At 69.7% G+C, this 12,472-nt stretch carries 11 protein-coding genes; 7 read left to right on the top strand and 4 right to left on the bottom strand.

The annotated features are described in order from the left end of the window. Nucleotides 1-8: 8 nt before the first annotated feature. Complete coding sequence (locus ACO2Q3_RS16085) at nucleotides 9-1,205, bottom strand: acetyl-CoA C-acetyltransferase (RefSeq protein WP_423308289.1); 1,197 nt, start codon at nucleotides 1,203-1,205, stop codon at nucleotides 9-11. Between the two features lie 121 nt (nucleotides 1,206-1,326). Between ACO2Q3_RS16085 and ACO2Q3_RS16080 the strand changes: the two genes are divergently transcribed. The 3 genes from ACO2Q3_RS16080 to ACO2Q3_RS16070 all read left to right on the top strand — a co-directional run bounded on the left by ACO2Q3_RS16080 (nucleotide 1,327) and on the right by ACO2Q3_RS16070 (nucleotide 4,424). Beyond that, nucleotides 1,327-1,833 (top strand): cupin domain-containing protein, encoded by a 507-nt coding sequence (locus tag ACO2Q3_RS16080; protein WP_423308287.1) that lies wholly within the window; start codon nucleotides 1,327-1,329, stop codon nucleotides 1,831-1,833. Nucleotides 1,834-2,214: 381 nt separating this feature from the next. Continuing rightward, complete coding sequence (locus tag ACO2Q3_RS16075; RefSeq protein ID WP_423308285.1) at nucleotides 2,215-3,993, top strand: ABC transporter ATP-binding protein; 1,779 nt, start codon at nucleotides 2,215-2,217, stop codon at nucleotides 3,991-3,993. Then, nucleotides 3,990-4,424: a hypothetical protein gene (locus tag ACO2Q3_RS16070; protein ID WP_423308283.1), complete on the top strand. Its 435-nt coding sequence runs from the start codon at nucleotides 3,990-3,992 to the stop codon at nucleotides 4,422-4,424. Before ACO2Q3_RS16075 ends, ACO2Q3_RS16070 begins: the two co-directional genes overlap by 4 nt. Before the next feature lie 572 nt (nucleotides 4,425-4,996). On the opposite strand, the gene ACO2Q3_RS16065 is transcribed toward ACO2Q3_RS16070, so the two are convergent. Next, entirely contained in the window at nucleotides 4,997-6,214 is a 1,218-nt protein-coding gene (locus ACO2Q3_RS16065; protein WP_423308281.1) for a winged helix-turn-helix domain-containing protein, read from the bottom strand. 207 nt (nucleotides 6,215-6,421) lie between these two features. Here ACO2Q3_RS16065 and ACO2Q3_RS16060 point away from each other — a divergent pair, with 207 nt between their 5' ends. Then, complete coding sequence (locus ACO2Q3_RS16060; RefSeq protein WP_423308279.1) at nucleotides 6,422-6,586, top strand: hypothetical protein; 165 nt, start codon at nucleotides 6,422-6,424, stop codon at nucleotides 6,584-6,586. Nucleotides 6,587-6,738: 152 nt separating this feature from the next. Here the strand turns inward: ACO2Q3_RS16060 and ppk2 are convergent, their stop codons facing one another. After that, a complete protein-coding gene (gene ppk2 / locus ACO2Q3_RS16055) occupies nucleotides 6,739-7,488 on the bottom strand; it encodes a polyphosphate kinase 2 (protein ID WP_423308277.1) in 750 nt (249 codons plus the stop codon). A 65-nt stretch (nucleotides 7,489-7,553) separates the two neighbouring features. Here ppk2 and ACO2Q3_RS16050 point away from each other — a divergent pair, with 65 nt between their 5' ends. Continuing rightward, nucleotides 7,554-8,276 carry a 16S rRNA (uracil(1498)-N(3))-methyltransferase gene (locus tag ACO2Q3_RS16050; protein WP_423308275.1) on the top strand — a complete coding sequence of 241 codons (723 nt, stop codon included), beginning with the start codon at nucleotides 7,554-7,556 and terminating at the stop codon, nucleotides 8,274-8,276. A gap of 111 nt (nucleotides 8,277-8,387) precedes the next feature. Continuing rightward, nucleotides 8,388-9,761: a glutamate--cysteine ligase gene (locus ACO2Q3_RS16045; RefSeq protein ID WP_423308273.1), complete on the top strand. Its 1,374-nt coding sequence runs from the start codon at nucleotides 8,388-8,390 to the stop codon at nucleotides 9,759-9,761. Nucleotides 9,762-9,939: 178 nt separating this feature from the next. Here ACO2Q3_RS16045 and ACO2Q3_RS16040 read toward each other — a convergent pair whose 3' ends face one another. After that, nucleotides 9,940-10,413 (bottom strand): DUF427 domain-containing protein, encoded by a 474-nt coding sequence (locus ACO2Q3_RS16040; RefSeq protein ID WP_423308271.1) that lies wholly within the window; start codon nucleotides 10,411-10,413, stop codon nucleotides 9,940-9,942. A gap of 150 nt (nucleotides 10,414-10,563) precedes the next feature. On the opposite strand from ACO2Q3_RS16040, the gene ACO2Q3_RS16035 reads away from it, so the two are divergent. Further along, the gene (locus ACO2Q3_RS16035) at nucleotides 10,564-12,390 is read left to right on the top strand and encodes a peptide MFS transporter (protein WP_423308269.1); all 1,827 of its coding nucleotides are present in this window, start codon (nucleotides 10,564-10,566) and stop codon (nucleotides 12,388-12,390) included. Nucleotides 12,391-12,472: the final 82 nt, after the last annotated feature.

Below are 12,472 nucleotides of genomic sequence, written 5' to 3'. Positions count from 1 at the left end.
CGCCGGCGTCAGGCCCGCTCGAACACCGCGGCGATGCCCTGGCCGCCGCCGATGCACATCGTCTCCAGGCCGTAGCGGCCGTCGCGGCGGTGCAGCTCGCGCAGCAGGTTGGCCAGGATGCGGCCGCCCGTGGCGCCGATCGGGTGGCCAAGGCTGATGCCCGAACCATTCACGTTCAGCCGGTCGCGCTCATCCCAGCCCCAACCCTTGAGCACCGCCAGCACCTGGGGCGCGAAGGCCTCGTTCAGCTCGACCAGGTCGATGTCGTCCCAGCTCATGCCGGTGCGGGCGAACAGCCGCTCGACCGCCGGCACCGGGCCGATGCCCATGCGCGAGGGATCGCAGCCGGCCGCGGCCCAGCCGACGAACCAGCCCATCGGTTCCAGGCCCAGCTCGGCCAGCTTGTCCTCCGACACCACCAGGCAGGCGGCCGCGGCGTCGTTCTGCTGGCTGGCGTTGCCGGCGGTGACCACGCCGCCCTTCTCGATCGGCGCCAGCTTGGACAGGCTTTCGGCGGTGGCGTCCGCGCGCACCCCCTCGTCCTTGGCGAAGATCACCGGGTCGCCGCGGCGCTGCGGCACCGCCACCGGCACCAGCTCGTCGTCGAACTTGCCCGCCGCCCAGGCCGCGGCGGCGCGCTGGTGGCTCATGGCGGCGTATTCGTCGGCCTCCTCGCGGCTGATCTGGTAGTCGCGGGCCAGGTTGTCCGCGGTCTCGATCATGCCGGAGATCACGCCGAAGCGGCTGATCGGCTGGCTCATTACCCGTCCGCGCGACAGCCGGTCGTGCAGGGTAACCGAGCCCATCCGCGCGCCGTTGCGCATGTCGGTGGTATAGTACTCGACTTGGCTCATGCTCTCGACGCCGCCGGCCACCACCACGTCGGCGGCCCCGGTCTGCACCATCATCGCCGCGTCGATCACCGCCTGCAGGCCCGAGCCGCAGCGGCGGTCCAGCTGGTAGCCGGGCACGGTGATCGGCAGATCCGCCGCCAGCGCCGACCAGCGGGCGATGCAGGGCGCCTCGCCCGAGCCGTAGCCCTGGGCGAAGATCACGTCGTCGATCTTTTCCGGGTCGATCTTCGTCCGCTCGACCAGCGCCTTGAGGATCACCGCGCCGAGTTCGCCGGCCGGCATCGAGGCCAGGGCGCCCTGGAACTTGCCCACGGCGGTGCGGATGGGGGAGACGATGGCGGCGCGTTTCATTGACCTTGGGCTCCGATCGGCGATGTTGCCGTGTCACTGGGACGGGATCGCGGCCCGGTCAATGGTCTTGACGCGGTCGCGGCGGCGCTTAAGTCCTACTTCAACGATGGGAGTTGAGCGCATGTCCGATCACCCACACCACCACCACGCCACCGGTCCTGACGACATCCCCGAGGATGCCTGGAAGCAGTCGGGCGTGCGGGTGATCCCCGGCGACCAGCTCGACGCGAACACCGCCCAGACCCCGGGCATGAACCGGGCCGCGGCGATCAACTTCGCCCGGGTCGGGGCGCAGAAGCTGTGGGCCGGCACGGTGCATATCCATCCGGACGCCAAGACCGGCGCCCACCACCACGGTCCGCTTGAGAGCGTGATCTATGTGGTCAAGGGCCGGGCCCGCATGCGCTGGGGCGAGCGCCTGGAGTTCACCGCCGAGGCCGGCCCGGGCGACTTCATCTATGTGCCGCCGTTCGTGCCGCACCAGGAGATCAACGCCTCGCCGGACGAGACCCTGGAGTGCGTGCTGGTGCGCTCCGACAATGAGGCGGTGGTGGTGAACCTGGATATCGAGCCGGTGGAGAAGCCCGAGGGCGTCGCCTGGGTCGATCCGATCCACAAGGCGCCGTAGCTCTTCTTCTTTTTCTGTCATCCCGGAATCCGCGCAGCGGATATCCGGGACCGCGGCAGGCGTCGGCGCTTGCCATGCCGGTCGACCCCCGCGCTTCCGGCGGTCCCGGATGAGCCGCGTCGCGGCTCTCCGGGATGACAGTGGGGAGGGATGGCGCCAGCTGCGATCTCTGCTGCCACCGGCGGGCGCGATCTGTGGCATTATCGCCATGATCGCGCCAAGTTTGCCGCCCGGCCTGCCGCCGGGGTCAAAAATGGCTTAAGTGACCAGCTTCCTCGGCGCGCCCGTTCCCGGACGCCCGGATCTTTCCCACCGTAAGCGCGTGTCTCCTGCCGCCGGCGAACGCCATCGCCGCGTGCGGACCCGCGCGAGTCTGGATCCATGGACCAGTACGACGACGACGAAGTCTCCCGCGAACGCGTCCTGTCCAACGGGCGGGTGCTGCGCTTCATCGCGGGGTTCTGGGCGCGCCGGCCGCTGCTGCTGATCGGCACCATGCTGCTGACGCTGGCGGCGATCGGCTGCGAGATGCTGGTGCCGCCGGCGACCTCGCGGCTGATCGACATCATCGGCAAGGGCCCGGCGCATGCCGCGGAAGGCTGGCAGGCCTGGGCCGTGTTCGTGGGCGTCTATGCCGGCTTCGCGGTGATCCGCAACGTCGCGTTCCGCTTCTGGAACCCCCTGGCCGCGCACAACATGGAGGAGATGACCAACGAGGGCTTCCGGCAGGTGCAGGGCTTCTCGTCCGACTGGCACGGCGACACCTTCGGCGGCGCCACGGTCCGCCGCCTGACCCGGGCGATGTGGGGCTACGACGTGGTCTCCGACGCGGTGGTCGCCTGGATCGGCCCGGCGCTGGTGGTGCTGGTCGGCCTGTCCATCGAGCTGATGCTGCTGTCCTGGACGGTGGGCGTGTTCTCGCTGGCCCTGGTGGCGCTCTACATCACCTCCAACATCCTGTTCTCGAACTACTATGTCCGTCAGGCCAACGTCCGGTCGGTGGCGCTGGATTCGCGCATCGGCGGGGCGATCGCCGACTCCATCACCTCCAACGCGACGGTGAAGGGCTTCGGCGCCGAGGCCCGGGAAGAGGCGCGGATCGCCATCGTCACCCGCGACTGGCGCAAGGCGACGATCATCACCTGGAACCGCTATCTGAACGTCTGGGTGCTGCACAACCTGCTGCTGGCGATCATGGCCGCTGGCCTGTCCGGCCTGATGCTGCGCGAGTGGGCCGCCGGCCGGGCCAGCGCCGGCGCGGTGGGGCAGGTGATCACCGCCTTCCTGATCATGAGCGGCTACCTGCGCAACATCGGCGAGAACATCCGCATGGCGCAGCGGGGGCTGGCCGACGTCGAGGACGTCGCGCGCTACGCCACCACCGCGCCGCAGGTGGCCGACCAGCCGGGCGCCCCGGATTTCGTTGGCACGCGCGGCGAGATCGTCTTCGACCACGTCACCTTCCGCTACAAGTCGGCGGAGGCGCCGATCTACGCCGACTTCTCCCTGCGCATCGCGCCGGGCGAGCGCCTGGCCCTGGTCGGGCCGACCGGCTCGGGCAAGTCGACCTTCGTCAAGCTGATCCAGCGGCTGTACGACCTGCAGGGCGGGCGGATCCTGATCGACGGCCAGGACGTCGCCGCGGTCACCCAGGGCACCCTGCGCCGGGCGATCGCCGTGGTGCCGCAGGACCCGGCCCTGTTCCATCGCACCATCGCCGAGAACATCGGCTACTCACGCCCCGACGCGACGCTGGACGAGATCATGCTGGCGGCGAAGCGGGCCCGGGCGCACGACTTCATCGCCGGCCTGCCCAAGGGCTACGACACCCTGGTGGGCGAGCGGGGGGTCAAGCTCAGCGGCGGCGAACGCCAGCGGGTGGCCATTGCCCGGGCCTTCCTGGCCGACGCGCCGATCCTGGTGCTCGACGAGGCCACCTCGTCGCTGGACGTGGAGACCGAGGTGCTGGTCCAGGCCGCCACCGAGGAACTGATGGCCGGCCGCACCACCATCGTCATCGCCCACCGCCTGTCGACCATCCGCGGCGCGGACCGCATCCTGGTGTTCCAGGACGGCCGGGTGATCGAGGAAGGCCGCCACGGCGACCTGGTGGCCAAGGGCGGCGCCTATGCCCGGCTGCATGCTGTGACCCAGGGGTGAGCCAGGCGAACGCAAGCGTCGTTCGCCGTTCAATCATGGGCGCGCCCTGGCTGCGTCGTGCCGGGGTCGTGATGCTGGCCGGGCTGTTGTTGGTTCTCGTTGCTGCCTTGGCCTCGGACGGTGGGCACAGCTCGGCGGCGAACGCGGAGGTCTGGCGTCGAGCGAAGGACTGGACGGCGCTCGCGGAGGCCCGCGTCGCGGTCGGAGAAACGCGGCAGGACGCCACGGCCTGGCTGCACGCCGTAACACCGCCCGATCAGGACGCCCTCGGCGACTACGACCCGCAAAGTCGCACCTTGGCCGCGATTGTTGAGACGGTGCCGGTTCACGACTACGTCTGCGATGCGTGGTTTATCAGGGTGACGATCCAGCTTGGCGTCGACGACCGAGTGATCTCGAGGAAGGTCACGACAGCGGGCGAATGTCTCTGAGCCGTGGCTGTCGCGGCGCCCCACCAATAAGCGAGGCGGCGGGCGCCCGCGAGGACGCCTGCCTGTCCCCGGCCTGCCGTCGCCGCCTTCGTCCGCCGTCACCCTCGTGCGCCGTCACCCTCGGGCGTAAGTCCCGAGGGTCCATGCACGCGTGAGAACGACTGGCGCGCTTCGAAGGGCGCGCCACACGCCACCGGCTACCGCCTCGGCGGCGCTCCGCTGCCGCTCGCGACTTCGCTTCACGTGTTCTTGGATCCTCGGGACTTGCGCCCGAGGATGACGGTGAAGAGGGACTTGGTTCGCCGTTAAACCAGAGGGTCCCGCGACGCTGTCGCATTGTCGCAGCCGCCCGCCCCGGCGCGGGAACTCCTTGACGGTTGAACTATCCGTCCCTATGTGCACTGCAACAAATTGGTGCAGCGCACAAAGAGAGGCCCGTCATGATCAAGTCGATCAGCCAAGCCATCGAGGCCCTGTTCGCCCCGGTGTTCGAACTTCTGGGCGACCTGCCGCCCGCCGCCGTGAACCGCCTGTTCGCGCCGTTCTAAGGCGCTACGGACCCTTCGCGGGACCTACCCTTCAGGGGTGAACGACCCGAAGACAGCGATGAGGGCGGCCGAAAGGTCGCCCTTTTTGCTGACCGCGACCTCGCCCAGGCCGAGCCAGGCCGACATCCGCCGCAGCTCCTCGGCCAGCGCCGGGGCCACGTCCTGCGCCATGGCGTGCGGCTCCAGGTGCGCCGACTGCACCAGCAGCGCCCCGGCCTTGCGGTCGGCCTTGAGGTCCACCCGGGCGGTGATCGCGTCGCCCTGCAGGAACGGCAGCACATAGTAGCCGTGCTCGCGCTTGTGCGCCGGGGTGTAGATCTCCAGCCGCACCTTGGTCGCGAACACCCGCTCGGTCCGTTCGCGGCTCCAGATCAGATTGTCGAACGGCGACAGCAGCGCCGCGGCCGGCAGCCGGCGTGGAATCCGCGCTCCCGGGACCAGGTAGGCGGGATTGCGCCAGCCCTGCACCCTGACGACCTGAAGCTGGCCCGCCTCCGCCAGTTCGGCCAGCCGCGCCTTGGTGTCCGCCACCGGCAGCCGGAAATAGTCGCGCAGGTCGGCCTCGGTGGCGACGCCCATGGCGTTGGCGGCGATGATCAGCAGCCGGCGCTGGGCCTCGTCCTCGTCCGGGGTCGGCGCGTCGCGGACCGCCGGCGGCAGCACCCGCTCGGTCAGGTCGTAGACCCGCTCGAAGCCGCGACGGGTCCTGGTGGTGATGAAGCCGGACCAGAACAGCCATTCCAGCGCCCGCTTGCCGTTGCTCCACTCCCACCAGCCGGCCTTGCGCGGACCTTCCTCGGCGAAGTCGGCGCCGGTGACCGGTCCGCGCCGCTCGATCTCGGCCAGCACATGGTCGATATAGTCGCGCCGTTCGCGGCCGAACGTCGCCAGCCCCTGCCAGGTCTCCCCGGCCCGCGCCCGTTCCATGCGCCAGCGCAGCAGCGGCTGATGCTCCATCGGGATCAGCGACGCCTCGTGCCCCCAGTACTCGAAGAAGAACGGCTTCTTGCCCCAGGCCTCGGTCTCCAGCAGCGCGCGCGGATAGGCGCCCAGCCGCGAGAAGTGCGGCAGGTAGTGGGTGCGGGTGACCACGTTCACCGAGTCGATCTGGATCACCCCCAGCCGCGCGGCGGTCCTGCGGAACGCCCGCCGCCCGATCTCCCCCTCCGGCCGCGGCTCGGCGAACCCCTGGGCGGCGAGGGCGATGCGCCGGGCCTGGCGCGCGGTGAGGTCATGGCTCATGCGGGGAGGCTAGTGACACCGGGCGGGCGGCGCCAGCCGGCGGTGGCAGCAGTCGCCCTCCCCTTCATGGCCCCAAAGGGGGAGGAGAAGTGCCGTTACCGTTCTCTTCCCCCACTGGGGGAAGTACGGCCGAAGGCCGGGATGGGGGCTCCAGCCAGGCGCCGACAGTTCCCATTTTGTTCCATCCATGGCAGAGCTCTGCCATGGATGCGCCCAAGCGCACGATCGACAGGGCCCGCACCCTTTCGCGATCGGTGGCTGCGCGACCAGGGCGTGCGCACGGTGCGCATCGCGGCCGTTGACGTGCGCGACAACCTGGACGGGGTCGTGCAGATGATCGTCCTCGTGGCGCGCGGAGAATGGGAAGGCTAGGTCGGTTCTCCGCTGGAGCCCCCATCCCCGCTTCGCGGGTACTTCCCCCAAGGGGGGAAGAGAACCGTTCTCCTCCCCCCTTGGGGCCCATGCAGGGGAGGGCGGGCGATCTTTCCCTCCCCATGCAGGGGAGGGCGCACCGTGCGCGGAGCCTACTTCTCCAGCCGCCCGTCGGTCAGGGCCGCCTCGTCGAAGGGATAGAGGATCGCGGGGTCAGGCGGGGCGACGTCGGCATGGATCTCTTCCGGCGCCAGGGCGTGCAGCAGGTGGCGGATCACGTTCAGCCGGGCCAGCTTCTTCTCGTCGGTGTGGACGACATACCAGGGCGCGATCGGCGTGGAGGTGCGCGTGAGCATCTCGTTGCGGGCCTTGGAATAGTCCTTCCAGCGCCGCTGGGCCTCGGCGTCCAGGTCGCTGACCTTGAGCTGCTTCAAGGGGTCCTCGCGCCGGTCGTTCAGCCGCCGCGCCTGTTCCTTCTTGGAGATGTCCAGCCACAGCTTGACGATGCGCGAGCCGCCTTCCTCCAGCATGCGCTCGAAGGCCGGCACGTCGCGCAGGAACTCCTCATGCTCGCGCGCGGTGCAAAAGCCCATCACCGGCTCGACGCCGGCGCGGTTGTACCAGGAGCGGTTGAAGATCGCGAGTTCGCCGGCCGAGGGCAGGAACCGCACGTAGCGCTGGAAGTACCACTGGCTGCGCTCGCGGTCGGAGGGCTTGGGCAGGGAGACCGCGTGCGTGCTGCGCGGCGCCAGATGTTCGGTGATGCGCTTGATCGAGCCGTCCTTGCCGGCCCCGTCGCGCCCCTCGAAAATGATCACCACCTTGCCGCCGGTCTTGATCAGCCACTGCTGATAGCGGACGAGAGCGATCTGGAGCTCGCGAAGATCCTTCTTGTAGCCCATGGGCGGTCTCCCGATCGGATCGAAGCCGCCACCATAGCCGCCCGCGATGTCTTGAGGAGAGCGCGATGATCCGACTTTGGGTTCCGGACGACCTGGCCGCCGGCGCGGCGCTGGAGCCCTCCCGCGAGCAGGCCCACTACCTGGTCAACGTCATGCGCCTGGCCCCGGGCGCCGATCTGGCGCTGTTCAACGGGCGCGACGGCGAGTGGCGCGGCACGCTGACCGAGGTCTCCAAGCGCGGCTGCCGCCTGGCGGTGGGCGCGCGCCTGCGGCCGCAGCAGGCGGCGCCGGATCTCGACCTGATCGTCGCCCTGGTCAAGCGCACGCGGCTGGAGACCATCGTCGAGAAGGCGGCCGAGCTCGGCGCGAGGCGGGTGCGCCTGGCCATCACCGAGCGCACCAACGCCGACCACGCCAAGGTCGCCCGGCTGCAGGCGATCGCCATCGAGGCCGCCGAACAGACCGGCCGCCTGGACGTGCCGCAGGTAATGGAGCCGCAGAAGCTGCCTGCGCTGCTGGCCGATCTCGGCGAGGATCGGCGGCTGTTGTTCTGCGACGAGGCGGGCGAGGCCCTGCCGGCTCAGACGGCCCTGGCCGGAGCCGGCGGCGAGGCCTGGGCGATCCTGATCGGGCCGGAGGGCGGCTTCTCCCCGGCGGAGCGGCAGGCCATCCGCGCGCTGCCGGCGGCGACGCCCGTCTCCCTCGGCCCCCGCATCCTGCGGGCCGACACGGCGGCGATCTCGGCGATGACCCTGTGGCAGTCGGCGCTGGGCGACTGGCGCGTCTGAAGGTTTGCTATCATCAGCTCTGCTGACAGGGCCTTGAGCTTAGCCCTCTCGACGCCCACCTCACTCAGGTTCTAGAGGGAGTGGGGCGTCGTGCGACGCCGGGAGGACTGGATGGCCGATACGCTCTGTGACGACCGCCCGCTGGCGTTCGAGGACCTTGTGGCGTGGTTCGCCGAGGGGTCGAAGCCGACGTCGGAATTCAAGGTCGGCGCCGAGCACGAGAAGTTCGTCTTCCGCGATGGCACCCATGCCCCCGTGCCCTACGACGGTCCCGACGGCATCAAGGCCCTGATGGAAGGGCTGATGCGGTTCGGCTGGCAGGGGACCTACGAGGCGAACGCCGCCGGCGGCGAGACCCTGATCGGCCTGCACCGCGGCATGGCCAACATCAGCCTGGAGCCGGGCGGCCAGTTCGAGCTTTCCGGCGCGCCGCTCGCCACCATGCACGACATCTGCGAGGAGACCGGCCAGCACCTGGAAGAGGTGAAGACCGTCGCGGCCGACCTGGGGCTAGGGTTCCTGGGGCTCGGCTTCAGCCCGCTGTGGCGGCGCGACGAAGTGCCGGTGATGCCCAAGGGGCGCTACAAGATCATGCGCGAGTACATGCCCAAGGTCGGCGGCCTGGGCCTCGACATGATGTTCCGTACCTGCACCGTCCAGGCGAACCTCGACTTCGCCAGCGAGGCGGACATGATCGACAAGTTCCGCGTCAGCCTGGCGCTGCAGCCGATCGCCACCGCCCTGTTCGCCAATTCCCCGTTCACCGAGGGCCGGCCCAACGGCTTCCTGACGTCGCGGGCCAATGTCTGGACCGACACCGACGCCGACCGCACCGGCCTGCTCGACTTCGTGTTCGAGGACGGCTTCGGCTTCGAGCGCTACGCCCGCTACGCGCTGGACGTGCCGATGTACTTCGTCAAGCGCGACGGCCGCTACATCGACGTCGCCGGCCGCTCGTTCCACGACTTCATGGCCGGCCGCCTGACCGAGGTGGATGGCGAGCGCCCGACCCTCAAGGACTGGGCCGACCACACCACCACCATCTTCCCGGAAGTGCGCCTCAAACAGTACCTGGAAATGCGCGGCGCCGACGCCGGCTCGTGGAGCCGGCTCTGCGCCCTGCCGGCGCTGTGGGCGGGGATCCTCTACGACCCGGCGGCGCAGGCCGCGGCCTGGGACCTGTGCAAGCACTGGACCGCCGAGGATCGCCATACGCTGCGCGCCGACGTGCCCCGCCAGGCCCTGAAGGCCACCGTGGCCGGCCGCACGGTGCGCGATGTCGCCCGCGACATGCTGGCCATCGCCCACCAGGGCCTGAAGAACCGCAACCGCCTGTCGGGCGGCATGGTCGACGAGACCAACTATCTCGGCGAACTCGAAGACATCGCCGAGACCGGCGTCACCGCCGCCGAACGCCTGCTGGACCTCTACAACGGCCCCTGGCAGGGGAATGTCGGCGAGGTGTTCGAGGCGTTCGCTTACTGACGAAGCCCCCTCCACCATCGGGCTTCGCCCGACGGTCCCCCTCCCCCGTTTCACGGGGGCGGAGGAGGGATGGCGTCATGTCACTCCTCCCACGCGCAGCGACGCAAAGCGGGGGAGGGGGACCATTCGGCGAGCAGCCGAATGGTGGAGGGGGCCAGCGGCGCCCCTCGCCAGAGCGCTACGCCGCCCCCGGCTCCGAGACGTTCGGCGCCCAGCGGTCCTTCTGGCTGGCGCCGGAGCCGGAGTCGGTGTGCTGCACCACGGCGTCGACATCGGTGTCGCCCCCGGCGACCTCCTGGAACGAGACGATGTTCGGATAGAACGCTACGCGATCGGTGATTACCGACATGGCGTCATAGGGCTTCTCATAGGTCCACACCGCGTTCTCGCGGATGTCCCCGTCCATATCCAGCGTGAAGTAGCTGGCGTCGCCCTTGTAGGGGCAGTGGGTCGCGTGGTTCGTGCGGTGCAGGTAGTCCATCGCCACGTCGTCGCGGGGGAAGTAGAACACCGGCTTGTAGGTGCTCTCCTTCAGGGTCAGCACGTTGGCGCTGTCGGCGATCACATGCCCTTCGAACAGGACCTGTACCCGGCCCGGATGGGCGGTGACGGTGATCGGATGGTCGGGGCCGGGAAGCTTCATCTCACCCATGGTCGGTCTCCTCCTGGATCGGGAACGCGCTCCTAGCCTAGGTGGGTCCGGGCGGGCCTGAAGGTAAGGGGCGCGCAACAGCCTTGCTTGTGAAAGCCGCCTCGGCGTGATTGTTTGCCCGCGATTTCGCATATCCAAGGTCAGAGTTTCATGGACATCGTCTTCGTCGCCGGGATTCTCATCACCGTGCTGACGGCCATCCCCGTCCTGCTGCAGCTGCGCCAGCACCCTCGTGGCCTGTTCGTGCTGTTCTTCGCCGAGATGTGGGAGCGGTTCTCGTACTATGGCATGCGCGGGCTGCTGATCTTCTACCTGACCCAGCAGTTCCTGTTCGACGACAAGTTCAGCCAGCACCAGTATGCGGCCTACACGTCCCTGGTCTATCTGCTGCCGCTGATCGGCGGGCTGCTGGCCGACCGCTTCCTGGGCACGCGCAAGGCGGTGCTGTTCGGCGCGGCGCTGCTGGTGGCCGGCCACATGGCCATGGGCATCGAGGGCAAGCCGGCGGTGCAGACCCTGACCTGGGGCGGGGCGAAGTACGAGTTCCAGGTCGACGGCCGCGGCGCGGAGCGCCATGTGCGGCTGAAGGTCGGCCAAGGCGCCTACGACTACGGTCCGGCGGCCAACGGCGGGCTGCAGATCAAGGGCCTGCCGGCCGCCTCGCCGCTGCCCTCAGTGCTGCCCAGCGGCAGCTACAAGCTGGGCGTGGAGAAGCGCGACCCGCTGTTCACCGGCATCCTCTACCTGGCCCTGTCGCTGATCATCGTCGGCGTCGGCTTCCTGAAGGCCAACATCTCCACCATCGCCGGCCAGCTCTACCCCAAGGGCGACCCGCGCCGCGATCCCGGCTTCACCCTGTACTACTACGGCGTCAACCTCGGGGCCTTCTGGGCGGCGCTGGCCTGCGGCTGGCTGGGCCAGTCGATCGGCTGGTGGGCCGGCTTCGGCGCGGCCGGCGTGGGCATGCTGCTGGGCATGGTGGTGTTCGTCTGGGGCAAGCCGCTGCTGGAGGGCCACGGCGAGCCGCCGGATCCGGCGGCGCTGAAGAAGCCGCTGCTGGGGCCGATCAGCCTGGAGGGGACGATCTACCTGGGCGGCCTGGCCGCGATCGGCGCGGTCTGGCTGCTGGTGCAGCAGTCGGCGGTGGTCGGCTTCATGCTCGGCCTCGGCTCTGTAGCCGTGCTCGGCTACCTGGCCTGGTTCATGGCCACCCAGTGCACCCGCGAGGAGCGCGAGCGGATGATGCTGGCGCTGGCGCTGGTGGCTGCCTCGGTGGTGTTCTGGACCCTGTTCGAACAGGCCGGCTCGTCGCTCAACCAGTTCGCCGAACGCAACAGCAACCTGGCGATCGGCTTCGGCCAGAGCATGACCGCGGCCCAGACGCAGTCGTTCAACGCCGGCTTCATCCTGCTGGGCGCGCCGGTGTTCGCCGCCCTGTGGGCCTGGCTCGGCCGTCTCGGCCGCGATCCCAACCCGGCCATCAAGTTCGGCCTGGGCCTGCTGCAGGTGGGCCTGGGCTTCTTCGTGCTGGTGTGGGGGACGGGCTTCGCCGACGCCGCCTTCAAGGTGCCGGTGGTGTTCCTGGCGCTGGCCTATCTGCTGCACACCACGGGCGAGCTCTGCCTGTCGCCGGTGGGCATGTCGCAGATGACCAAGCTGTCGCCGCCCGCCCTGATCTCGACGATCATGGCCACCTGGTTCCTGGCTTCGTCCTGGGCGCAGTTCATCGGCGGCTGGGTGGCCGGCCTGACGGCGGCCGAGACCATCGGCGGCCAGGTGCTGGACCCGGGCAAGGCGCTGACCACGTATGCGCACGTGTTCGGCCTGATCGGCGCCTGGGGCGTGGGGGCCGGGGTGGTGATGCTGGCGCTCAGCCCGATCCTGAAGCGCTGGGCCCACGGCGCCAGCGACACCCATCCGCTGCCGCGCCCGGAAGTCGACGGCGACCGCCAGAGCGTCGACCCGGCGCGGGCGTAGAGGGCCGCAGCAATCTCTTCCCCCTCTGGGGGAAGTACCGGCGAAGCCGGGGAAGGGGGCTCCCGCCTGGCGCGGGCGTCAG

The organism is Caulobacter sp. KR2-114 (genome assembly GCF_049446115.1).
Classification (GTDB): domain Bacteria; phylum Pseudomonadota; class Alphaproteobacteria; order Caulobacterales; family Caulobacteraceae; genus Acaudatibacter.
The sequence above is the reverse complement of the archived record's forward strand: the minus strand, read 5'-3'. Positions and strand labels throughout refer to the sequence as shown.

Excerpts from the sequence above, each read along its gene's own strand:
- ACO2Q3_RS16085 (WP_423308289.1), bottom strand. The coding sequence starts at position 1,205 with ATGAAACGCGCCGCCATCGTCTCCCCCATCCGCACCGCCGTGGGCAAG.
- ACO2Q3_RS16080 (WP_423308287.1), top strand. The coding sequence starts at position 1,327 with ATGTCCGATCACCCACACCACCACCACGCCACCGGTCCTGACGACATC.
- ACO2Q3_RS16075 (WP_423308285.1), top strand. The coding sequence starts at position 2,215 with ATGGACCAGTACGACGACGACGAAGTCTCCCGCGAACGCGTCCTGTCC.
- ACO2Q3_RS16065 (WP_423308281.1), bottom strand. The coding sequence starts at position 6,214 with ATGAGCCATGACCTCACCGCGCGCCAGGCCCGGCGCATCGCCCTCGCC.
- ACO2Q3_RS16060 (WP_423308279.1), top strand. The coding sequence starts at position 6,422 with ATGCGCCCAAGCGCACGATCGACAGGGCCCGCACCCTTTCGCGATCGG.
- ppk2 (WP_423308277.1), bottom strand. The coding sequence starts at position 7,488 with ATGGGCTACAAGAAGGATCTTCGCGAGCTCCAGATCGCTCTCGTCCGC.
- ACO2Q3_RS16050 (WP_423308275.1), top strand. The coding sequence starts at position 7,554 with ATGATCCGACTTTGGGTTCCGGACGACCTGGCCGCCGGCGCGGCGCTG.
- ACO2Q3_RS16045 (WP_423308273.1), top strand. The coding sequence starts at position 8,388 with ATGGCCGATACGCTCTGTGACGACCGCCCGCTGGCGTTCGAGGACCTT.
- ACO2Q3_RS16040 (WP_423308271.1), bottom strand. The coding sequence starts at position 10,413 with ATGGGTGAGATGAAGCTTCCCGGCCCCGACCATCCGATCACCGTCACC.
- ACO2Q3_RS16035 (WP_423308269.1), top strand. The coding sequence starts at position 10,564 with ATGGACATCGTCTTCGTCGCCGGGATTCTCATCACCGTGCTGACGGCC.